The organism is Streptomyces phaeolivaceus, from assembly GCF_009184865.1.
Classification (GTDB): Bacteria; Actinomycetota; Actinomycetes; order Streptomycetales; family Streptomycetaceae; genus Streptomyces; species Streptomyces phaeolivaceus.
In genome coordinates this window covers 4,246,349-4,267,353 of the sequence record NZ_CP045096.1, presented here as the reverse complement: position 1 = coordinate 4,267,353, position 21,005 = coordinate 4,246,349, and the positions used below count along the sequence as shown (strand labels likewise).

The window sequence follows — 21,005 nt, the reverse complement described above, 5'->3', positions numbered from 1 at the left end:
GTCGGCCCGCCGAACGGGACCGGGCGGGGCCTGTGCGGTCCGCGTGGTTCCGCGGGTGACGGGCCGACTGCCTGGCCCGCGTGGAGGAGGCGACACCGGATGTCCGATGCGACGGTCACCGACCTGTACGAGGTCACGATGGCGATGTCGTACCTGCGCGAGCGGATGACCCGCCCGGCGACGTTCAGCCTGTTCGTCCGCGACCTGCCGCCCGAGCGGGGCTTCCTGGTGGCCGCCGGCCTGGAGTCGTCGCTGGACTTCCTGTCCGGTTTCCGGGTCGGCGCCGAGGATGTCGACGCCTTCGCCTCGGCACTGCACCGGCAGCCACGGGATCTGGCACCGCTGCTGGGCATGGAGTTCACCGGAACGGTGCGGGCGGTGCCGGAGGGGCGGATCGTTCTCGCGGGAGAGCCGCTGCTTGAGGTGACCGCTCCGCTCCCGCAGGCCCAGCTGGTCGAGACGTACGTGCTCAACCAGGTGAGCCACCAGACGGTGATCGCGTCGAAGGCCGCACGGTGCGTCCTGGCCGCGGCGGGACACCCGGTCGTGGACTTCTCGCTGCGGCGCACCCACGGCCCCGAGGCCGGCTGCCACGCCGCCCGGCTGAGTGCCATGGTCGGCTTCGCGGGGACGAGCAACGTCGCCGCGGCCACCGCCGATGGGCTGACGGCCGTCGGCACGATGGCCCACTCGTACATCGAGGCGTTCACGACCGAGGAGGAGGCGTTCAGGGCCTTCGCCCGGTCCCACCCCGGCCCGCTGACGCTCCTAGTGGACACCTACGACACCGAGGAGGGAGTCCGCGTAGCCGCCCGCGTGCTGCGGGACCTGGAGCGCGGGCCCGGCTCGGCCGTACGGCTCGACAGCGGCGACCTGGAGGTCCTGGCCCGCAGGACACGCTCCCTTCTCGACGCGGCCGGGCTGCCGGATGCACGGATCATCGCCAGCGGCGGTCTCGACGAGTACGCCGTGGACGACCTGGTCCGCTCCGGCGCGCCGATCGACGTCTACGCCGTCGGCACCCGTGTCGGGGTCTCGGCCGACGCCCCGTTCCTGGACTCCGCCTACAAGATGGTCGAGTACGACGGCAGGCCGGTGATGAAGCTCTCCTCGGCCAAGATGACCGCTCCCGGGCCCAAGCAGGTGTTCCGCCGCCCCGGATACGCGGACGTGATCGGAGTTCGGGACGAACCGCCGCCGACGGACGGCGTGCCGGTGCTGGAGACGGTGATGCGCGACGGAACGCGCACCGCCGAGCGTCCCACCCTGGAGGAGAGCCGGACCCGGTTCGCCGAGGACATGACGAGACTGCCGCTGGCGGCGCGCCGCGTCAGGGCGCCCCTCGCGCCACGGGCGGCGCTCTCCGGTCGACTGACCACCCTCACCGACCGGGTCCGGCGGCACATCGAGGACGACGTCCTGGCCCCGTCAGCCGACTCCCGCCGCCACGAGCGGGGCGCCACCGGATCACCGCGCTCCGTACCGAGACGAGGAGGACAGTGATGTCGCATACCGTGGAATGGAAGGCTCGTCTCCTCCTCTTCGAGGAGGAGGGAACGACCAAGGCACGCGTGGTACTCGACACGGGGACCTCGCAGCTCACCGGGCGCGGGGCCGCGCACCGCAACCCCGCGGACACGGACGTGCCGGAGATCGGTGACGAACTGGCGGCGGGCAGGGCCCTGTACGACCTGGGCCGGCGGCTGGTGGACATCGCCGAACGTGACATCGAGGGCATGGAGACGGCGGCGACCGGGCGGAGCATCCGTCCGCGGACCGGACCGGAGACCGGCTGGCCGATGCCGGACCAGACGCGAGGAGGATGAGCGGTTACGCGGCCTGTCCGTCGTGGAGGGGGTTCCCTCACGGTGTGGGACACCTTCCGCGAACTCGAGGACCCGCACACCCGCATCCGGAGATCCGGGCCCACCTGTGTTCGCCCGAAGCGGCGGCATGCCGCGCGTGGCACGTTGGGTTACGGCAGCCTTCTGAGGAAAGGGCGGCGATCATGCGAGCTCAACTCGGCGACCACCTTGTGATCGAGAGCCCCACCACCGGCGTCACCAAGCGTGACGGCGAGATCATCGGACTTCACCACGAGGACGGGACTCCTCCCTACGATGTGCGCTGGTCGGACAACGAAGAGGTGACCCTCGTCTTTCCCGGGCCGGACGCACACGTCCGCCACATCGAACCCGAGTCCGGCGACACGCACACGGCTGCCGGGCCACGCATGGACCGGGCCGACGCGCGGACAGCGGCCGAGTCCCACGGAGCCCCATCTCCAGCCCCTCGCCCCGGTGACATCGGCCGCCGCGTCGCCGCCGAACGCACCCACCGGGGCCTGACCCGGGAGGAGACGGCACGCCGCGCCAGGCTGGCGCCGGGATATCTGGCGTACCTCGAAGAGCAACCGGCCAACCCGACCACCGCCACCCTCATCAACCTGGCCGACGCGCTGGGCACCACAGTCGTCGCGCTGCGTGGCGGCACCGCGGATCTCCCTCCCGGACAGGGCCAGGCACTCCTGCACCCCCGGCTGCGGGACCTCGACCCCGACGAGTGCCGCGCCCTGCTCTCCACGCACGGCGTGGGACGCGTGGCGGTGTCGACGGAGCACGCCCCGGCTGTGGTTCCGGTGAACTACGACGTCGTCGACGGCACGATCGTCTTCCGGACCGCGCCGGACTCGGTCCCGGCGGCAGCCGTGGGCACCGAGGTCGCCTTCGAGGTCGACCATGTCGACGAGGCCATGAGCAAGGGCTGGAGCGTGCTCGTCGTCGGCTCCGCGCGGGTGGTCACCGAGCCCGACGTGGTGCGGGAGCTCTCCGACCGCGCCCACAGCGAGCCATGGGCCGGGGGCGGTCGCGAGATGTGGGTGCAGGTGCAGCCCACGCGCATCACGGGGCGCCGTATCACTTCGGAACGAGAGTGAGGCGACCTGGCACCTGGCGGGAACGCCAGGCGGTTATACCCGGGCACGAGGCGTGTCAGGATCAGCGAGGCGTCGCCGATGTGTCGGCGCGGCCCCGCGGAGCCCTGCACCACCGCGCCCGCGCGCCGACCCGGAGGCTCGGCCGGTCCGCATGCTGCTGTGCGACTCCCGCTCACGGACTCCGGCTCCCGCGTCGGTCAGCCCGCCACCGGTCGTGGCCGAGGGGGCGTCCGACAGCCGATGACCAAGGTCTCAGGTGCGTTCGATGTTCAGCTCCAGGAAGTGGGCCGAGCACGAGATGCACGGGTCGTGGTTGCGGACGGCACGCTCGCACAGCCGAGTGAGCTCGGCTTCGGAAGCCTCGCCCCGGTCGAGCCCCGCCTGGACCAGCCTGCGCAGGTCCTCCTCGATGGCGCCCTGGTTCTGCGCGGTGGGCGGGACGATGCGGGCGTCGGTGACCCGGCCCGTGTCGTCGAAGGCGTAGCGGTGGTGGAGCAGGCCGCGTGGCGCCTCCGTGGCGCCGTGTCCCACGCCGGCCCGGGGCGGCACCTCCACGTACGGGCGCGCCGGTTGCTCGTACGCGGCGATGATCCTCAGGGCCTCCTCCACCGCGTACAGAACCTCCACGGCGCGGACGAGGATGCTCCGGTAGGGGTTCCTGCAGACCTCGCCCCGCCCGGCGCCCGCCGCCCCCGCGCGCAGCGGGGGTTCGCCCAGCCCGGCCTCCCGCGCCGCCTGGACGGCCAGGGGGGACAGCAGGTGGCCGTTGACGGCATAGCGGGCGAGGGAGCCGGTGAGCTGACGGCGTCCGTCCAGGCGGAGTGGAGCGCGGTGGAGTGGGGGACCTGCTCCTCCGCGACGTGATCGGAGAAGTCCCGGACGGGGAAACTGTGTGCCGCGAGCGTCTCGTCGTACGGGAGCACGGTCGGGGTGCCGGACTCGATGGCGTACGTGCCCGTCTCGGCGAGGGCGAGCAGGTCGGCCTCGCACTCGGCGTCGGGGAACTCGAAGCCCGCGACCCAGCGCACGGTGTCCCAGGCGTCGTCGAGGGCGGTCCGCAGCCGCTCCGCCAGGGGGCGGAGTTCGGTGCGGGTCGGGGTGCGGTGGAAGCCGCCGAGCCGGACGTTGACCGGGTGGATCGCGCGTCCCCCGAGCAGTTCGACCACCGCGTTGCCGGCCTGCTTGAGGCGCAGTCCGCGCTCGACGTGCGCCGGATGGTCCCGGGACATGCCGATCACGTCGTCGTGGCCGAGGAAGTCCGGTGCGTGCAGCAGGTGGATGTGCAGCGTCTGGCTCTCGATCCACTCGCCGCAGTACAGCAGGCGGCGCAGGGCGGCGAGTTGGCCGTCGACGCCGACCCCGCAGGCGTCCTCGACGGCCCGGCAGGCGCTCAGTTGGTAGGCGACCGGGCAGATGCCGCAGATGCGGGAGGTGAGGTCGGGGGGTTCGGTGTGGGCGCGGCCCCGCAGGAAGGCTTCGAAGAACCGCGGCGGTTCGTAGATGCTGAGCCGGGCCTCGGTGACGGTGCCGTCGTGGACGCGCAGGTGCAGCGCGGTCTCGCCCTCGACACGGGTGAGCGCGGGGATGCGCAGGACCCGTGACCCGGGCACGGGCTTGCTCATGCGGGGCCCTCCCCTTCCCCTGGAGGCTCCTCGCGGGGCCCTTGCCCCTCCACGGCGGTGAAGGCGGTGACGTTGAAGGTGTGCAGCAGCCTGCCGATGTCCTCCTCGCTCATCCCGTCACGGTGCATGAGCGGGACGAGCGCGGGCAGGTTCGTGGTCCCGGCCGGTCCGAAGCAGCCGTAGCAGCCGCGCCCGTAGGTCGGGCAGAGGGCTCCGCAGCCCGCGTGGGTGACGGGGCCGAGGCAGGGTGTGCCGTGGGCGACGGTGACGCACACGTTGCCGCGCCGCTTGCAGGCGAAGCAGACGGCGTGGTTCGGAATGCCGGGCTTGCGTCCGGCGAGGAACGCGGTGATGACCTCCACGAGCTGGCCGCGGTCGATGGGGCAGCCGCGCAGCTCGAAGTCGACGGGTACGTGTGCCGAGATCGGTGTCGAGGTCGCGAGGGTCTCGATGTAGTCGGGGCGGGCGTAGACCGCTGCCAGGTACTCCTCTGCGTCGGCGTAGTTGCGCAGCGCCTGGACGCCTCCGGCGGTGGCGCAGGCGCCGATGGTGACGAGGTGGCGGGAGTCGGCGCGGATGCGGTGGACGCGTTCCAGGTGCTCGGGGGTGCTGACCGACCCCTCGACGAGCGACAGGTCGTACGGGCCCGGCGCGACCTCGCCGGACGCCTCCGGGAAGTGTGCGATCTCCAACTCGGCGGCGACGGCGAGCAGTTCGTCCTCGCAGTCGAGGAGGGTGAGCTGGCAGCCGTCGCACGAGGCGAACTTGAACACGCCGAGCCGCGGACGGGTGGGCCGTGCGGTGCCGGCGCCCAGGTGCCTCGGCTCGCTCGGGTGCCTCAGGGCGCTCGGGTCTCCCGGTTCGTTCCGGTCGCTCATGTCACAGCTCCCTTACGGCGAGCAGGGGCTCGGCCTGGTCGTGGCCGACGACGGGGCCGTCGCGGCAGAGCAGCAGCGGCCCGAGCTGGCAGTGGCCGCAGTGGCCGGTGGCACAGCGCATGTTGCGTTCGAGGGAGACACGGATACGGTCGGGGCGCACTCCCTTGCCGGCCAGCGCGCGTGCCGTCGCGCGGATCATCACCTCGGGCCCGCAGACGAACGTGGTCGTGTCGGCCGGCGTGAACCGGGCTTCGGGGAGCAGGGCGGTGACGACTCCGACCCGGCCCCTCCAGCCACCGGACGGCCGGTCCACGACGACGGCGGCGAACGGCCGTGCCCAGGTGGGGAACTCGTCCTGGTAGAGGAGATCGCCGGGGGTGCGGGCACCGGCGAGGACGTTCAGCCGCCCGTACCCGTGCGGCTCGGTGAGGACGGCGTCGATCAGGGGGCGCAGCGGGGCGAGTCCGATGCCGCCGCCGATGACGAGCAGATCGTGACCGCGGGCGGCCGCCGGATCCCAGCCTGTGCCGAACGGGCCGCGCACACCGACCGCCGCTCCGGCCCGCAGGCCGCACAGCGCGCGGGAGACGGCCCCGACGGCCCGGACGGTGTGCGTCAGCCGCTGTCCGTCGGCGGCGGCCCTGGACACGGACACCGGGATCTCGCCGACGCCGAACGCGTACACCATCGCGAACTGGCCCGGCGCGAAGGGACTCAGGGCCTCTCCGTCGGGCTCCAGTACGAGGGTGACCGTGTCGTGCGTCTCGTCGCGGCGGTCCACCACGCGGTAGGGAAGGGGGGTGAGGGTCATGGCGCCGAAGAGCTCCCCTGCGATCCCGTCGGACCGTAGAGGTCGAGCAGCCGGGTGCGGGTGGCTCGAAGCCGGTCCCCGATGGTCTCGGCCACGACGGTGACCAGCGCCATGCCCAGCGCCGGGTGCTCGGCGCACAGGTCGCGCACGGCGTCGGCGTCGAACTCCCAGGCGTGGACGGCGTCCCGGGTCTCGGCCCCGAGGTGCCACTGCCGGGGTGGGCACAGCCACGACCAGCCGAGCAGGGCACCCTTGCCGATGGTCTCGACGACGGCGCGCCCGCGGCCGGGCACCTGGACGTCGAGCGCGACCGTGCCCGAGCGGACGATCCAGAAGCGGTCCGCCCGCTCGCCCTCCTCGAAGATCCGCGTGGCGGCGGGGAAGACGGCCTCGCGGGCGAGAGCCGTCAGCCGCCCGCTGTGCTCGGCGGGCAGGGCGGCGAGCACCCCCGCACCGCCTGGCCCGTCCGGCTGCCCGGTCACGGCGCGCCCTCCCGTCGCGTGGCCTCCTGGTGCAGGGCGTGGGCCTCTTCGGTGAGGTCGATGCCGGTGGGGCACCAGACGATGCAGCGACCGCAGCCGACACAGCCGGAGCTGTCGAACTGGTCGTGCCAGGTGCCCAGCTTGTGGGTGAGCCACTGCCGATAGCGGCTGCGCGCGGAGGCTCTGACCGGACCGCCGTGCAGGAGCGAGAAGTCCAGGTCGTAGCAGGAGTCCCAGCGGCGCCAGCGCTCGGCGTGGTCGCCGGTGAGGTCGGTCACGTCCTCCGTGGTGGTGCAGAAGCAGGTGGGGCAGACCATGGTGCAGTTGCCGCAGCTCAGACACCGGGCGGTGACGTCGTCCCAGCGCTCCGCCTCCAGGCTGTCCCGCATCAGCGTGCGCAGGTCCACCGGCGGCATGGACCGGCCCATGCGGTCGGCGGCGGCGCTCACGGCCTCGGCCGCGGCCGTGCGGGTGGGGTCGTCGGCGCCACGTCGCGGCAGTTCCGCGAGGACCGCGGCTCCCTCCTCGCTCCCGCTCCGGCACCAGAAGCGGTGACCGGCGTCGTCCACGACCTCGGTGAGGGCGAGGTCGTACCCCGCGTCCACGGCCGGGCCCGAGCCCATCGAGACACAGAAGCAGGTGGCACCCGGCTCGGTGCACTCCACCGCGATCAGGAAGGCGCCGGTCCGCCGGGAGAGGTAGACGGGATCCGGGTACTGGCCGCCGGACATGACACGGTCCAGGATCCGGATGGCCCGCAGATCGCAGGGCCGCACACCGAGGAACGCGTACGACACCTTCCGCCGCGTCTCCTCGCGCGCGGTGACCCCGCCGCCGGGGTCACGGTCCGCGGTCCACTGCCGGACGCGCTCGGGGTGCAGGAACGACTTCCAGGACTGCGGTCCCGCGCTGTGCGCGAAAGCCGCCCCGTCCTCGCGGCGGCGGACCCGGTACTGTCCCGCCTCCAGTTCGACCCCCCACCCGAAGGGGAGCGCGTCGGCGGAGTCCAGTTCGTCGAGGACGATCGCGCCATCACGCAGGGTGGGGCCGATCACCGTGCGGCCGCGCCGCCTCAGAACACCTACGAGCGCGTCCAGACCGTCGCGGTCGAGAATCGCCTCGGCCGGGTGGCCGAGGTCGGTTCCGGAGTCTGAGGCATCGGTCATGGTGTGTCTCCCGCTCTCCGAGCCGGCTGGTCTGACAGCGTGTCAGACGAGCGTGTCTCCTCACGAGAAGCCGGTCCGGTGTATGCGCCGATCGTGTGCTGAAGGTCTCCTTCGATGCGTGGGACCAGCCGGGGCACAGCGGCCGCCACCGCTGGGGTGAGCCCCGTTCCCGGTGACCGGTCCGTTCCCTCCACCGCGTACACGACGAGGCGGCCCGGACCGCGCCCGAGATTCTCGGCGAGGCGCAGTGCCTCGGCCAGTCCGAGCCCATGGGTGCTCTGCCTGCCCGAGGCGGCCGGGCGCAGCGCGCCGCCCGGGTCCCGGGACCACCGGTGCACCCGCCCCGGCTGTGCCGACGGCGGGAAGCAGGCGTCCACGACGACCGTGAGAACGGCGTTCTCCCAGAGGGCGATCAGCCGGCCGGGGTCCCCGTCGCACAGCGCGAGCACCGTGCCGCCGGGCAGGGGCCGCTGTTCGGCGCGCTCCCTCAGCAGCGCGATGACGGACCACCCGACCCCGTCGTCACGCCGGAACTCGTTGCCGATCCCGATGACCACCCTGTCGGCGCACGGCTGCATCGATCTCCGCGTCCCTCTCTGCCTCTGCTGAGCCTCGTTGGGAACAGGTCGGCGCGCTCACGGGCGAGGTCCGGGTGGCAGCGGGTACGACGTGGTCGGCGACGGTGTCATGGAGCCGGGTGCGCCCGGTGACCGTGAGGCACGGACGCCCAGCACAGCGGGACGCCGTCTTCCGCAGGGGGAGACACGCAGGCGCTCCCCCGTATGCCGGAGGCACGTTGCCCCTCCCGGTGCGAACGCCGGTACCTGGTGCCTGGTGACAGATGATCGGCGGCACCGGTCACTTCCGGGGTGTGATCATTCCCCGGCGACCAGGGCGGTGAGGTCGAGGAGCCGGTTGGTGTAGCCCCACTCGTTGTCGTACCAGCCGAAGACTTTCACCAGCGTCCCGTTGGCCTGGGTGAGCGCCGGGTCGAAGACGCAGGAGGCGGGGTCGCCGATGACGTCGCGGGAGACGATCGGGGCCTTGGAGACGCGCAGGATGCCGTGCAGGGGCCCGGCGGCGGCCGTGGCGAACGCCTCGTTGATCTCGTCCGCGCTCGCCTGGCGGCGCAGCACCACGGCGAGGTCGGTGAGCGAGCCGTCCTCGACCGGCACCCGGACGGCGATCCCGTCCAGCGTGCCCGCCAGTTCCGGCAGCACGAGCCCTACGGCGCGGGCGGCGCCCGTACTGGTCGGGATGATGCTCAGGGCTGCCGAGCGGGCCCGGCGCAGGTCCTTGTGCGGGCCGTCGATGAGGGCCTGGTCGTTGGTGTAGCCGTGGATGGTGGTCATCACACCGCGCTCGATACCGAAGGCTTCGTGCAGCACCTTCACCATCGGGGCCACGCAGTTGGTGGTGCAGGAGGCGGCAGAGACGATCCGGTCGCGGTGACGGTCGTACGTCCCGTCGTTGACGCCCATGACGATGGTGGCGTCCGCGTTCTTGCCGGGCGCCGACAGCAGCACGGTGTGCGCTCCGCCCTTCAGGTGCAGGGCGGCGGAGTCACGGTCGCGGAAGCGGCCGGTGGACTCCACGACGACGTCGGCGCCGTGGTCGGACCAGCGCAGGGCGGCCGGGTCGCGTTCCGCGGTGACGGCGATGCGCCGGCCGTCGACGGTGATCGAACTGTCGTCGTGCGCGACCTCGCGTCCGATGTGCCCGAACGTCGAGTCGTACTCCAGGAGATGGGCGAGCGTGGCGGGCGAGGTGATGTCGTTGATCGCGACCACCTCGACGTCCTGGGTGCCCGCCTCGGCGCGGTCCAAGGCGGCGCGCAGGTAGGTGCGGCCGATGCGGCCGAAGCCGTTGATGCCGACGCGTACGGTCATGGCGGTGAACTCCTCTCAGGGGAACGGCTGTTCAGCTGTTCCAGGTCCAGTCGGCGACCTCGGGCAGGTCGGTGCCGTGCTCGCGGATCCAGGCCGCGTGGCGGGTACGGGCGTCGGCCATCCGCTGGCGTACGGCGGTGGCGCGGACGGCGAGACCGGGCACGCGGTCGATGACGTCCATGACCAGGCGGTAGCGGTCGAGGTCGTTGCGGACGACCATGTCGAACGGCGTGGTGGTCGTCCCGGACTCCTTGTAGCCGCGCACGTGCAGGTGGGCGTGGCCGGTGCGGCGGTAGGCGAGGCGGTGGATGAGCCACGGGTAGCCGTGGTAGGCGAAGATCACCGGTTTGTCGGTGGTGAACAGCCCGTCGTACTCGAAGTCGCTCATTCCGTGCGGGTGTTCCTCGCGCGGCAGCAGCCGGGTCATGTCGACGACGTTGACCACGCGCACGGCGAGGTCGGGGAGGTGGCGGCGGAGCAGCTGGGCGGCGGCCAGCACCTCCTGGGTGGGCACGTCCCCGGCGCAGGCGAGGACGACGTCCGGCTCACGGGAGCCGTCCTCCGTGCCCGCCCAGTCCCAGATCCCGGCGCCGCGCGCACAGTGGGCGCGTGCCTGGTCCATCGACAGCCAGTCGAAGCAAGGCTGCTTGCCGGCGACGATCACGTTGACGTAGTCGCGGCTGCGCAGCGCGTGGTCTGCCACGGAGAGCAGGGTGTTGGCGTCCGGCGGCAGATAGACCCGTACGACCTCGGGGCTCTTGTTGAGGACGTGGTCGACGAAGCCGGGGTCCTGGTGGGAGAAGCCGTTGTGGTCCTGCCGCCACACGTGAGAGGTGAGCAGGTAGTTGAGGGAGGCGATCGGGGCCCGCCAAGGCAGCTCCCTCGATGTCTTGAGCCACTTGATGTGCTGGTTGACCATGGAGTCGACGATGTGGACGAAGGCCTCGTAGCACGAGAACAGTCCGTGCCGACCGGTGAGGAGGTAGCCCTCCAGCCAGCCCTGGCAGGTGTGTTCGGACAGGATCTCCAGCACCCGGCCGTGCCGGTCGAGGTGTTCGTCGACCGGCAGGCGCTCGGCCTGCCATGCCTTGCCGCTGGCGTCGAAGACGGCCTGGAGGCGGTTGGAGGCGGTCTCGTCCGGGCCCACGACGCGGAAGTCCCGGCGCAGCCGGGTGTCGTGCATGACCCGCTCCAGTAGATCGCCGAGAACGCGGGTGGGCTCGTGCAGGGTCGTGCCCGGTTTCTCCACCGGTACGGCGAAGTCGTCCAGGGGCCGGACGGGCAGGTCGCGGACGAGGAGTCCGCCGTTGGCGTGCGGGCTGGACCCGAGCCGCTTGGCGCCGTCGGGGACGCAGGCGAGGACGTCGGCGCGGGGGCGGCCGTCGGCGTCGAAGAGTTCCTCGGGCCGGTACGAGCGCAGCCATGCCTCCAACTGCCGCAGATGGTCGGAGTTCTCGCGTACGGCGGCCAGCGGGACCTGGTGGGCCCTCCAGGTGCCCTCGACGGGTACGCCGTCGACCTCGGCGGGGCCGGTCCAGCCCTTCGGGGTGCGCAGCACGATCACCGGCCAGTGCACGCGCCCGGCGACGCCGTCCTCGCGGGCCGTGCGCTGCATGTCGGCGATGCGGTCCAGGGCGGTGTCGAGGGCGGCGGCCATGGCGCGGTGGACCGTCGCCGGGTCGTCGCCCTCGACGTGGAGGGGCACGTGGCCGTAGCCCCGGAGGAGGTCGTCGAGTTCGTGCTCGGGGAGGCGGGACAGGACAGTCGGGTTGGCGATCTTGTAGCCGTTGAGGTGCAGGATCGGCAGGACCGCTCCGTCGTGGACCGGGTCGAGGAACTTGTTCGAGTGCCATGCGGCGGCCAGCGGCCCGGTCTCCGCCTCGCCGTCCCCGATCACACACGCCACGAGCAGGTCCGGGTTGTCGAACGCGGCGCCGTAGGCGTGGGAGAGGGAGTAGCCCAGTTCGCCGCCCTCGTGGATCGAGCCGGGGGTCTCGGGGGCGACATGGCTGGGCACCCCGCCCGGGAAGGAGAACTGCCGGAACAGCCGCTCCATGCCCTGCCCGTCGCGCGCCACGTCCGGGTAGGTCTCGCTGTAGCTGCCCTCCAGCCAGGAGTTGGCGAGGACGGAGGGCCCGCCGTGCCCCGGCCCCCACACGCACAGCGCGTCGATCCCGCGCGCCTTGATCACGCGGTTGAGGTGGGTGTACACGAGGTTGAGGCCGGGCGAGGTACCCCAGTGGCCGAGCAGGCGCGGCTTGATGTGCTCCGGCCTCAGCGGCTCGCTCAGCAGGGGGTTGGCGAGCAGGTAGATCTGCCCGGCTGCCAGGTAGTTGGCGGCCCGCCAGTGGGCGTCCAGGGTGCGCAGTTCGTCGTCGGAGAGGGCGGAAGGTGCGGAGGGTGCGGTGGTGTTCTGGGATACGGCGCGTTCGGCCTTCGGCATGAGAGGGCTCCGTCGTGGTGGGTAGGCGGGCGATCGGGGCGGACAGGGGTGTCCGTCGCGCTCCGCGTGATCCATGGCCGGGCCCGGATCACGCGGCGGGCCTCTGAGCAAGCCGGTCGCCGCCCTCACACCCGCTCGGGCACGATCACGACCGGGCAGGCGGAGTGGTGCAGCACGCCGTGGGCGACTCGGCCCAGCTGGAGCCCGAAGTGCCGTTGCCTGCGGCGGGCCCCGAGGACCAGGAGGTCGGCGTCGCGCGAGGCGTCCACCAGGACGGTCCGGGCGTGGCCCTCGGCTGTACGGCGGCGTACCTCGACCCCGTCGGGGACGTCCTGGAGCGCCTTCTCCAGCGCCTCCGCCGCCTGCTGCTCGTGCAGCCGGGCAGGCCCCCCGGCGAGCAGCGGGTGGTCGGTGGTCTCGTGCGCCGGGCACCGCCAGGCCCGTACGGCCTCCAGTTCGGCTCCGCGCCGCCGCGCCTCCTCGGCGGCGAAGCGCACCGCCGCCGAGGCCGCCGGCTGCTCACCCACGCCGACGACCACGCGGTCGTGGGTCGCGGGCAGGGTCTGGTTGTCGTGACTTCCGCGCACGACGACCACGGGGCAGTGGGCGTGCCCGGCCACGGTCAGGCTCACGGAGCCCAGCAGCGCCTCGGTGACGCCGCTGCGGCCTCGGGTGCCGGTCACCAGGAGGGAGGCGGTGCGGCTCTCCCGTACCAGCGCGTATTCGGGTTCCTCGGGCTGCACGTCGGTGGAGACCTTCACCTCGGGCCGTCGGCCGGAGGCGCGCCGGGTGGCGGTCGCCACGACGTCCTCGGCCAGTACTTCCTCGGACGGCTTGTCCATGTCCTTGGCGAGGTAGGCGCCCTCGTACCGCTCCCACAGCGAGGCGTACACCAGCCGCAGCGGCGCCCCGCGCCGGGCGGCCTCGTCCGCCGCCCAGTCCACGGCCCGCAGGGCGGGCTCGGAGCCGTCGACGCCGACGACGATCGGCAGATCCTTCGCCATGCCCGTCACCGCCCCGCGTCCAGGTCGAAGACGATCCGGGCCTTGACCTCACCGCGCAGCACCTCGTCGATGCACTCGTTGACGGAGGCCAGCGTGCGGGTCTCGCTGATGACCCGGGTCCGGCCGGCCGCGTGGAGTTGGAAGACCTCGGCGAGGTCCTGCCGGGTGCCGACGATCGAGCCGATCACGCTGGTGCCGTTGAGGACGGTGTCGAAGATGGGCACGCGGACCGTGCCGTGCGCGGGCAGCGCGACCATGACCAGCTTGCCGCCGCGCCGCAGCCCGGCGTTGACCGCCTCGAACGCCGCGTCGTTCACGGCGAGCGCGATCGCGGCGTGTGCGCCGCCGTGCTGCTTCAGGACCGCGCCGACGTCGTCCTTGCGGGCGTCGACGATGATGTCGGCGCCCAGTTCGGCGGCGAGTTCGAGCTTCTCGTCGGTGACGTCGATCGCGGCGACGGTGGCCCCGGCGATCTTCGCGTACTGCACGGCCAGGTGCCCGAGCCCGCCGACACCGGAGATCGCGACGAGCTGCGCGGGCTTCACCTCGGCAACCTTGAGCGCCTTGTACGTCGTGACGCCCGCGCAGGTCAGCGGGGCTGCGTCGACGGCCGTGACGCCGTCCGGCACGGGCTGCGCGAAGTCGGCCCAGGCCAGCATCTTCTCGGCGTACCCGCCGTCGCAGCCGTACCCGGTGTTGACCTGCTGCTCGCACAGGGTCTCCCAGCCGGACAGGCAGTGCTCGCACCGCCCGCAGGCCCTGCCGAGCCAGGGCACGGCGACCCGTTGTCCGATGCTGAGGTGGGTGACGCCGTCGCCGAGCTTCTCGACCAGGCCGACGCCTTCGTGGCCGGGCACGAAGGGCGGGCTGGGCTTGACGGGCCAGTCGCCGTGGGCGGCGTGGATGTCGGTGTGGCACAGCCCGGAGGCCTCGACGCGGATACGGACCTGGCCGGGGCCGGGCTCGGGGTCGGGGCGGTCCTCGATGACCAGGGGCTCGCCGAAGGCTCGTACGACCGCTGCCTTCATGGGGTTCAACTCCTCGGTTTCCTGGGGGACTTCGGGGGACGCGTCGTCAGTGGTGGGGGACGACGGCGACGGGGGCGGCGGAGTGGTGCAGGACGGCGTGGGCGACCGGGCCGATGTGGGTGCCGAACGGGTTGCGGCGGATCCGGCGGCCCACGACGACCAGGGAGGCCTCGCGGGAGGCGTCGACGAGGTGGTTGCCGGGGGTGCCGTAGTGCGACTCCTCGGTGACCTCGACGTCCGGGTGCTTCTCCCGCCACGGGTGCAGGAACTCGGTCAGGGCGACGGTCTCGCGGCGGGCGAGGGCGCCGTGGAGTTCGAGGTCGGCGGCGAGGCCGTAGGCGTAGTACGGGGGCGGGTTCCAGCCGTGCACGACCCGCAGGGACGTCTTGCGGCGGGCCGCGGCGGCGAACGCGAACTCGATCAGCTCCTCGTTCGGGCTCTCGATGTCGAGGCCGAGGACGACGGGCCGGAACGGGGTCGCGGCGGACGGGATGCCGGCCGGGTCCATCTCGTGCTCGTCGGCGGCCTGCTCCCCGGCCCGGACCAGGACCACCGGCCGCTCCGCGTGCGCCACGGTCGACAGACCGACCGAGCCGACCATGAAGCCGCCTATGCCACTCATGCCCCGGGACCCCAGGACCAGCAACTCGGCGTCCTTCGCCACGTGCGCCAGGACGTCAGCGGGGTGGCCGGACAGCTGCTCGGTGGTCACTTCCAGTCCGGGGTGACGCAGCCGGATGCCGTCGGCCGCCTCGCGCGGAATCCGCTCGGTCCAGTGCGCTTGCGTCTCCACGCCGAGCAGCGGCGCCTGAGCCATGGGAACCGGCACCGGCTCCCACACATGCACCAGCCTCAGCGGCAGGCCCAGCAGCCCGGCCTCACGGGCCGCCCACTCGGCGGCGGCCAGGCTCTCGCTCGAACCGTCGAGGCCGACGGTGATGGTGCGGGTCATGTTCTCCACCTCTTGAATCGGGTGATGCGGGGGCTCCGATACGAGCCTTGTCTCCGGACGAGGCCCTCGGCAGGGGCCGCAGGTCCCTGCCAAGGGCCGACCGGCCCAACCGGCGGCCGGTGCTGCGGGGCAGGGGACCCATCGGGCAGGTCCGCCGCTCCTGCCGCGGTCGGCGTCAGCGCAGCCAGGAACTGCGGCGCACGAACGGGAGCCTCGCCCACAGCCGGCCGAGGCCGAGGGTGTCCCCGGCGGCGGTGGCGGCCAGAGCGATCAGGACGACGGCGTAGACGACGTGGTACTCGGCGAACGGGTTCGTCGACATGCTCGGCGAGCCGTCGGAGAGGTGCCGCGCGGGCGGCCACTCGGCGACCCACATCAGCGCCATCATCAACGTGCCCGCGACGGCCGCGAAGCGCAGCGCCACACCGGCGATCAGCGCGACGCCGATCCCGAGCAGACCCAGCATGAACAGCCAGTCCGCCCAGGCGGCCCCGGCCCAGTCGTGGAAGGTGGACTCCATCGGCCCGGCAGCCACTCCGCTCAGGAAGCCCTTGGTGGGCGAGCCGCCGTCGATCCAGCCCTTGCCGGACGAAGTGGCATAGCCGAGGCCGAAGGTCTTGTCGAGGAAGGCCCACAGGAAGACGAACCCGGTGAGCAGGCGCAGGGACGCCAGGACGTAGGCCTGCGCGGTGTGTGTGTCGCTGAGTGCCGACACGGCGGACTCGGAGGTGGAGGCCTTCCGGTTCCTGCGGAAGGACGGCAGGTGGAAGCCCGAACTCCGGTGCGGGTGCTCGTGCACGGCCATGGCGGTGGTCCCTTCGGTAAGGGTGGGCATGGGGGTGAGGTGGGCGTCGGTCACTGTCCGACGCCCCTCACTCTCGTGCCGTGAGACCGCTGCCGCCGGATGCCGAAGGTCCGCGGCCGTTGGGCTGAACGGCCCTGTCCGCCAGGCCCGTTGGGGTACGCGCCCGACGGCCGACGGGCCGGACCCGTACGGCCTCTCGTCAATGTGGAGGGGCCGGTGGATCATGTGGCCCGACGGGAGAGAGGTGACTCATGGCACGTGGCACGGTCGGGTCGACGGAGAGGGCGCGTCGTCTGGCGCCCGGAGCGGTCGTCCTCCTCGGCTACCGGCGCGCCTGGCTGCGGGGCGACCTGCTGGCCGGTGTCACCGTGGCCGCGTATCTCGTCCCGCAGGTCATGGCGTACGCGGGGGTGGCCGGACTGCCGCCGGTGGCCGGGCTGTGGGCGATCCTGCCCGCCCTCGCCCTGTACGCCCTGCTGGGCTCCTCACGTCTGCTGTCGGTCGGCCCCGAGTCCACGACCGCGCTGATGACCGCGACCGTGGTCGCCCCGCTCGCCGCCGGCGACCCCGGCCGGTACGCCGCCCTGGCGGCCACCCTGGCCGTCACGGTCGGCCTGCTGTGCCTGGTCGCACGGGCGCTACGCCTGGGCTTCCTCGCGGACCTGCTCTCCCGGCCCGTCCTGATCGGGTACATGGCGGGCGTGGCACTGATCATGATGGTGGACCAGCTGCCGAAACTCACCGGGGTCGAGACGACAGGCAGCGAGTTCTTCCCGCAACTGTGGTCCTTCCTGCGGAACCTGCCCGACGCGCACACGGCCACCGTCGTCCTCTCCGCCGCCGTGCTCGTCCTCCTCTTCACCGTCGCGCGATACGCCCGTGCCGTCCCCGGCCCGCTGCTCGCCGTTGTCCTCGGCACGGCCGCCGTGGCGGCCTTCGACCTCGACGGCCGGTACGGCGTCCCGGTGATCGGCGAAGTCCCGTCCGGCCTGCCCGGCCTCGTGTGGCCGGACTTCGGCGAGGTACCGGGCCTCGTGCTCCCGGCCCTCGGCGTGCTCCTGGTCGCGTACACGGACTTCGTCCTCACCGCACGGGCCTTCGCTGGCAGGAGCGGCGACGACCGGACCGGAGACGACGCCGGTCCCGGTCTCGACGCGAACCAGGAGTTCCTGGCCCTGGGCGCGGCCAATCTCGGCGCGGGCGTCCTGCACGGCTTCCCCGTCAGCAGCAGCGCCAGCCGCACCGCGCTCGCCTCTTCAGCGGGCGGGCGCAGCCAGGCGTATTCCCTGGTCGCCGGGGCCGCGGTGCTCGCCGTCCTGCTCTTCCTCGGCCCGCTGCTCACCCGCACACCGTCCGCGGTCCTCGGCGCGCTCGTCGTCTACGCCGCCGTCCGCATGATCGACCTCGCCGGCTTCCGCCGTTTGGCGTCCTTCCGCCGCCGCGAACTCCTGCTCGCCCTCGGCTGCCTGGCCGGAGTGCTGGCCCTGGACATCCTCTACGGCGTCCTGGTGGCCGTGGGCCTGTCGGTGGCGGAGCTGCTGACACGGGTGGCCCGCCCGCACGACGCCGTGGAGGGCCTGGTCCCCGGGGTCGCCGGCATGCACGACATCGACGACTACCCGACGGCCCGCACCGTCTCCGGCCTGCTGGTCTACCGCTACGACTCCCCACTCTTCTTCGCCAACGCCGAGGACTTCCACCGCCGAGCCCTGGCCGCCGTCGACGAACAGGCCGGCCCCGTCCGCTGGTTCGTCCTCAACACCGAGGCCAATGTGGAGGTCGATATCACCGCCCTCGACGCCGTGGACCGGCTGCGCCGCGAACTCACCGACCGGGGCGTCGTGTTCGCCCTGGCCCGCGTCAAGCAGGACCTCATGGACGACCTCAAGGCGTACGGCCTCGCGGACTCCGTCGGGGCGGACCTGATCTTCCCGACCCTGCCGACGGCGGTGGCCGCGTACCGTACGTGGCGCCGCGACCAGAAGCAGACGTAGTCAGTAGGCCGCCAACCCGCGGGCCCGGAACGACGCACGGACGCTCTCGGTCAGTTCGGGGGTGGGGACCGGGTTGTCGCGCAGCGGGAACGGGATGCCGAGGGCCTCGTACTTCGCGGCGCCGAGCTTGTGGAACGGCAGGACGTCGACCCGGTCGACGGACCCGAGCCCGGCGATGAAGCCGGCCAGTCCCGTCACGGCTTCGGGGGCGTCCGTCCAGCCCGGGACAAGGACGTATCGGATCCACATGGGGACGCCGAGGCGGTCGAGGCGGGTGGCGAAGTTCAGGGTGGGAGCTAGTTCCCCGCCGGTCAGCCGCCGGTAGGCGGGGACGTCGAAGGACTTGATGTCCAGCAGCACCAGGTCGGTGTCGGCGAGGAGTTCGTCGGAGGCGCGGGCGCCGAGGAAGCCGGAGGTGTCGAGGGCGGTGTGCAGCCCGGCCTCCTTGCAGCGGCGCAGGATCTCGCCGGTGAAGGCGGGTTGCAGCAGCGGTTCGCCGCCCGTGACGGTCACTCCGCCGCCGGCCGTGGTGAGGAAGGCGCGGTACTTCTCGACCTCCGCCATCACCTCGTCGACGGTGGTCTCCTGGCCGTCGCGCATGTGCCAAGTGTCGGGGTTGGCGCAGTACAGGCAGCGCAGCGGGCAGCCGGAGACGAAGAGGACGAACCGGGTCCCGGGCCCGTCCACGCCGGTGGACAGGTCCCAGGAGTGGATCCGGCCGCTCACCACCGCACTCACAGCGATCCGTGGAAGGTCCGGCTGATCACGTCGAGCTGCTGCTCCCGCGTCAGCCGGACGAAGTTGACCGCGTACCCGGAGACGCGGATGGTCAGGTCCGGGTACTTCTCCGGGCGCCGCATCGCGTCCTCCAGGGTGGCCCGGTCGAGGACGTTCACGTTCATGTGGAAGCCGCCGGAGGCCGTGTAGGCGTCCAGGATGCCCACCAGGTGCCCGGCCCGCTCGTCGGGGTTGTGGCCCAGCCCCTCGGGTGTGACGGTCGTCGTCAGTGAGATGCCGTCGCGGGCCTGTTCGTACGGCAGCTTGGCCACCGACAGCGCGGAGGCGGCGACCCCGTGCCGGTCGCGGCCGTTCATCGGGTTGGCGCCGGGCGCGAAGGGCGCTCCGGCGGGGCGGCCGTCGGGGGTGTTGCCGGTGTGGTGGCCGTAGACGACGTTCGAGGTGATGGTGAGCACGGACTGGGTGTGCTCGGCGTCCCGGTAGGTGGGGTGCCGGCGCACCTTCGCCATGAAGGACTCCACCAGCCCCACGGCGATGGAGTCGGCGCGGTCGTCGTTGTTGCCGTACGCCGGGAAGTCGCCCTCGGTGCGGAAGTCGACGGCGAGCCCGGTGGCGTCCCGGAACACCTTCACGCGCGCGTACTTCACGGCGGACAGGCTGTCGGCCGCGACGGACAGCCCGGCGATGCCACAGGCCATGAAGCGGTGCACGGGGTGGTCGTGCAGGGCCATCTCCAGTCGTTCGTAGGCGTACTTGTCGTGCATGTAGTGGATGACGTTGAGCGCGTCGACGTACGTCTTCGCCAGCCAGTCCAGGACCCGGTCGTACGCCGCCGACAGCTCGTCGTAGTCGAGGTACTCGCCGGTCAGCGGGGGCGTCGCGGGCGCGATCTGCTCGCCGGTCATCTCGTCCCGGCCGCCGTTGACCGCGTACAGCAGGGCCTTGGCGAGGTTGACCCGGGCGCCGAAGAACTGCATCTGCCTGCCCACCGCCATCGCCGAGACGCAGCAGGCGATCGCGGTGTCGTCGCCGGTGCACGGGCGCGTCAGCTCGTCGTTCTCGTACTGGACGGCGCTGGTGTCGATGGAGACCCGGGCGCAGAACTCCTTGAACCCGGCGGGGAGCCGGGGCGACCAGAGCACGGTCAGGTTCGGCTCCGGGGCCGGGCCGAGGTTGTAGAGGGTCTGCAGGAAGCGGAAGGAGGTGCGGGTGACCAGGGTGCGGCCGTCCTCGCCGATGCCGCCGATGGACTCGGTCACCCAGGTCGGGTCGCCGGAGAACAGGGCGTCGTACTCGGGGGTGCGCAGGAACCGGACGATCCGCAGCTTGATCACGAAGTCGTCGATCAGCTCCTGGGCACGGGACTCGTCAATGGCCCCCTCGTCCAGGTCCCGCTGGAGGTACACGTCGAGGAACGTGGACGTGCGACCCAGGGACATCGCGGCGCCGTTCTGCTCCTTCACCGCGGCCAGGTAACCGAGGTAGAGCCACTGCACGGCCTCGTGCGCGGTGGCGGCGGGCCGGGTGACGTCACAGCCGTAGGCGGCCGCCATCTCGGCCAGTTCGCCCAACGCCCGTATCTGCTCGGCAAGTTCCTCGCGGTCGCGGATGACGTCGGCGGTGGAGGGGCGGGCGTCCAGCAGGGCCCGCTCGGCCTTCTTGGCCGCGATCAGCCGGTCCGTGCCGTACAGCGCCACGCGCCGGTAGTCGCCGATGATCCGGCCACGGCCGTAGGCGTCGGGCAGCCCGGTGATGATCCCGGCCTTGCGGGCGGCACGCATCTCGGGGGTGTAGGCATCGAAGACACCGGCGTTGTGGGTCTTGCGGTAGGTCCCGAAGACCCGTGTGACGAACGGGTCGGGCTCGTAGCCGTACGCCCTGAGCCCGCCCTCCACCATCCGCAGGCCGCCGTTCGGCATGATCGCGCGCTTGAGCGGGGCGTCGGTCTGGAGGCCGACGATCAGCTCGCGGTCACGGTCGATCCAGCCGGGGCCGTGCGAGGTGATCGTGGAGGGGGTGGCGGCGTCCACGTCGAGGACACCGCGGCGCCGCTCCTCCGGGAACAGGCCGCTGACCTTCTCCCAGACGGCGCGGGTGCGGTCGGTGGGGCCTGTCAGGAAGGCCGCGTCGCCTTCGTACGGTGTGTAGTTGGCCTGGATGAAGTCGCGCACGTCGACGCGCTCGCGCCAGCCATTGCCCGTGAAGGCCCGCCAGGCGTCGGCCGTCCGGTTCTCCGTTGTCACGGTGATGGTCATCGC

The 21,005-nt window shown here is 72.3% G+C and carries 17 protein-coding genes and 1 pseudogene; 4 read left to right on the top strand and 14 right to left on the bottom strand.

Translation table 11 applies throughout. The features are described 5' to 3' along the window. Positions 1-99: 99 nt before the first annotated feature. The 3 genes from F9278_RS19945 to F9278_RS19935 all read left to right on the top strand — a co-directional run bounded on the left by F9278_RS19945 (position 100) and on the right by F9278_RS19935 (position 2,935). Positions 100-1,503, top strand: coding sequence for a nicotinate phosphoribosyltransferase (locus F9278_RS19945; RefSeq protein ID WP_152169579.1), 1,404 nt, complete (start codon positions 100-102; stop codon positions 1,501-1,503). Further along, positions 1,503-1,826 (top strand): DUF1876 domain-containing protein, encoded by a 324-nt coding sequence (locus F9278_RS19940; RefSeq protein WP_152169578.1) that lies wholly within the window; start codon positions 1,503-1,505, stop codon positions 1,824-1,826. Before F9278_RS19945 ends, F9278_RS19940 begins: the two co-directional genes overlap by 1 nt. Before the next feature lie 182 nt (positions 1,827-2,008). Then, the gene (locus F9278_RS19935; protein WP_152169577.1) at positions 2,009-2,935 is read left to right on the top strand and encodes a pyridoxamine 5'-phosphate oxidase family protein; all 927 of its coding nucleotides are present in this window, start codon (positions 2,009-2,011) and stop codon (positions 2,933-2,935) included. A gap of 252 nt (positions 2,936-3,187) precedes the next feature. Here the strand turns inward: F9278_RS19935 and F9278_RS19930 are convergent. The 12 genes and pseudogenes from F9278_RS19930 to F9278_RS19875 form a co-directional block, all read right to left on the bottom strand. Further along, positions 3,188-4,557, bottom strand: a pseudogene (locus F9278_RS19930) (Ni/Fe hydrogenase subunit alpha). Then, positions 4,554-5,435, bottom strand: coding sequence for an NADH-quinone oxidoreductase subunit B family protein (locus F9278_RS19925; RefSeq protein WP_152169576.1), 882 nt, complete (start codon positions 5,433-5,435; stop codon positions 4,554-4,556). Before F9278_RS19925 ends, F9278_RS19930 begins: the two are co-directional and overlap by 4 nt. A gap of 1 nt (position 5,436) precedes the next feature. Next, complete coding sequence (locus tag F9278_RS19920; RefSeq protein ID WP_152169575.1) at positions 5,437-6,246, bottom strand: FAD/NAD(P)-binding protein; 810 nt, start codon at positions 6,244-6,246, stop codon at positions 5,437-5,439. After that, positions 6,243-6,728 carry a cyclic nucleotide-binding domain-containing protein gene (locus F9278_RS19915; protein ID WP_152169574.1) on the bottom strand — a complete coding sequence of 162 codons (486 nt, stop codon included), beginning with the start codon at positions 6,726-6,728 and terminating at the stop codon, positions 6,243-6,245. Before F9278_RS19915 ends, F9278_RS19920 begins: the two co-directional genes overlap by 4 nt. Continuing rightward, complete coding sequence (locus F9278_RS19910; RefSeq protein WP_152169573.1) at positions 6,725-7,894, bottom strand: 4Fe-4S dicluster domain-containing protein; 1,170 nt, start codon at positions 7,892-7,894, stop codon at positions 6,725-6,727. Before F9278_RS19910 ends, F9278_RS19915 begins: the two co-directional genes overlap by 4 nt. Continuing rightward, positions 7,891-8,472 (bottom strand): hydrogenase maturation protease, encoded by a 582-nt coding sequence (locus tag F9278_RS19905; RefSeq protein WP_152169572.1) that lies wholly within the window; start codon positions 8,470-8,472, stop codon positions 7,891-7,893. The genes F9278_RS19910 and F9278_RS19905 overlap by 4 nt, the downstream gene beginning before the upstream one ends. Before the next feature lie 297 nt (positions 8,473-8,769). Then, positions 8,770-9,783 carry a type I glyceraldehyde-3-phosphate dehydrogenase gene (gene gap / locus F9278_RS19900; protein ID WP_152169571.1) on the bottom strand — a complete coding sequence of 338 codons (1,014 nt, stop codon included), beginning with the start codon at positions 9,781-9,783 and terminating at the stop codon, positions 8,770-8,772. A gap of 31 nt (positions 9,784-9,814) precedes the next feature. Further along, positions 9,815-12,226: a phosphoketolase family protein gene (locus F9278_RS19895; RefSeq protein WP_152169570.1), complete on the bottom strand. Its 2,412-nt coding sequence runs from the start codon at positions 12,224-12,226 to the stop codon at positions 9,815-9,817. Between the two features lie 125 nt (positions 12,227-12,351). Beyond that, positions 12,352-13,230, bottom strand: coding sequence for a universal stress protein (locus F9278_RS19890; RefSeq protein WP_152169569.1), 879 nt, complete (start codon positions 13,228-13,230; stop codon positions 12,352-12,354). Positions 13,231-13,235: 5 nt separating this feature from the next. Further along, positions 13,236-14,258: a zinc-dependent alcohol dehydrogenase gene (locus F9278_RS19885; protein ID WP_152169568.1), complete on the bottom strand. Its 1,023-nt coding sequence runs from the start codon at positions 14,256-14,258 to the stop codon at positions 13,236-13,238. A 46-nt stretch (positions 14,259-14,304) separates the two neighbouring features. Next, a complete protein-coding gene (locus F9278_RS19880; protein ID WP_152169567.1) occupies positions 14,305-15,210 on the bottom strand; it encodes a universal stress protein in 906 nt (301 codons plus the stop codon). Between the two features lie 175 nt (positions 15,211-15,385). Next, positions 15,386-16,015: a DoxX family protein gene (locus F9278_RS19875; protein WP_152173969.1), complete on the bottom strand. Its 630-nt coding sequence runs from the start codon at positions 16,013-16,015 to the stop codon at positions 15,386-15,388. Between the two features lie 251 nt (positions 16,016-16,266). Here F9278_RS19875 and F9278_RS19870 point away from each other — a divergent pair, with 251 nt between their 5' ends. After that, positions 16,267-18,009 carry a SulP family inorganic anion transporter gene (locus F9278_RS19870; protein WP_152169566.1) on the top strand — a complete coding sequence of 581 codons (1,743 nt, stop codon included), beginning with the start codon at positions 16,267-16,269 and terminating at the stop codon, positions 18,007-18,009. Here F9278_RS19870 and pflA read toward each other — a convergent pair whose 3' ends face one another. Both pflA and pflB read right to left on the bottom strand, forming a co-directional pair. Next, positions 18,010-18,747, bottom strand: a complete 738-nt coding sequence (pflA, locus tag F9278_RS19865; RefSeq protein ID WP_226966819.1) for a pyruvate formate-lyase-activating protein — start codon at positions 18,745-18,747, stop codon at positions 18,010-18,012. Further along, a complete protein-coding gene (gene pflB, locus F9278_RS19860; RefSeq protein ID WP_152169565.1) occupies positions 18,744-21,002 on the bottom strand; it encodes a formate C-acetyltransferase in 2,259 nt (752 codons plus the stop codon). The genes pflA and pflB overlap by 4 nt, the downstream gene beginning before the upstream one ends. Positions 21,003-21,005: the final 3 nt, after the last annotated feature.

What these genes read in the sequence shown, in the direction of transcription:
- F9278_RS19870 (WP_152169566.1), top strand. Translation starts at nt 16,267, where the DNA reads ATGGCACGTGGCACGGTCGGGTCGACGGAGAGGGCGCGTCGTCTGGCG.
- F9278_RS19890 (WP_152169569.1), bottom strand. Translation starts at nt 13,230, where the DNA reads ATGGCGAAGGATCTGCCGATCGTCGTCGGCGTCGACGGCTCCGAGCCC.
- F9278_RS19920 (WP_152169575.1), bottom strand. Translation starts at nt 6,246, where the DNA reads ATGACCCTCACCCCCCTTCCCTACCGCGTGGTGGACCGCCGCGACGAG.
- F9278_RS19945 (WP_152169579.1), top strand. Translation starts at nt 100, where the DNA reads ATGTCCGATGCGACGGTCACCGACCTGTACGAGGTCACGATGGCGATG.
- F9278_RS19940 (WP_152169578.1), top strand. Translation starts at nt 1,503, where the DNA reads ATGTCGCATACCGTGGAATGGAAGGCTCGTCTCCTCCTCTTCGAGGAG.
- F9278_RS19880 (WP_152169567.1), bottom strand. Translation starts at nt 15,210, where the DNA reads ATGACCCGCACCATCACCGTCGGCCTCGACGGTTCGAGCGAGAGCCTG.
- F9278_RS19910 (WP_152169573.1), bottom strand. Translation starts at nt 7,894, where the DNA reads ATGACCGATGCCTCAGACTCCGGAACCGACCTCGGCCACCCGGCCGAG.
- F9278_RS19905 (WP_152169572.1), bottom strand. Translation starts at nt 8,472, where the DNA reads ATGCAGCCGTGCGCCGACAGGGTGGTCATCGGGATCGGCAACGAGTTC.
- pflB (WP_152169565.1), bottom strand. Translation starts at nt 21,002, where the DNA reads ATGACCATCACCGTGACAACGGAGAACCGGACGGCCGACGCCTGGCGG.
- F9278_RS19935 (WP_152169577.1), top strand. Translation starts at nt 2,009, where the DNA reads ATGCGAGCTCAACTCGGCGACCACCTTGTGATCGAGAGCCCCACCACC.
- F9278_RS19875 (WP_152173969.1), bottom strand. Translation starts at nt 16,015, where the DNA reads ATGGCCGTGCACGAGCACCCGCACCGGAGTTCGGGCTTCCACCTGCCG.
- gap (WP_152169571.1), bottom strand. Translation starts at nt 9,783, where the DNA reads ATGACCGTACGCGTCGGCATCAACGGCTTCGGCCGCATCGGCCGCACC.
- F9278_RS19925 (WP_152169576.1), bottom strand. Translation starts at nt 5,435, where the DNA reads ATGAGCGACCGGAACGAACCGGGAGACCCGAGCGCCCTGAGGCACCCG.
- F9278_RS19895 (WP_152169570.1), bottom strand. Translation starts at nt 12,226, where the DNA reads ATGCCGAAGGCCGAACGCGCCGTATCCCAGAACACCACCGCACCCTCC.
- F9278_RS19885 (WP_152169568.1), bottom strand. Translation starts at nt 14,258, where the DNA reads ATGAAGGCAGCGGTCGTACGAGCCTTCGGCGAGCCCCTGGTCATCGAG.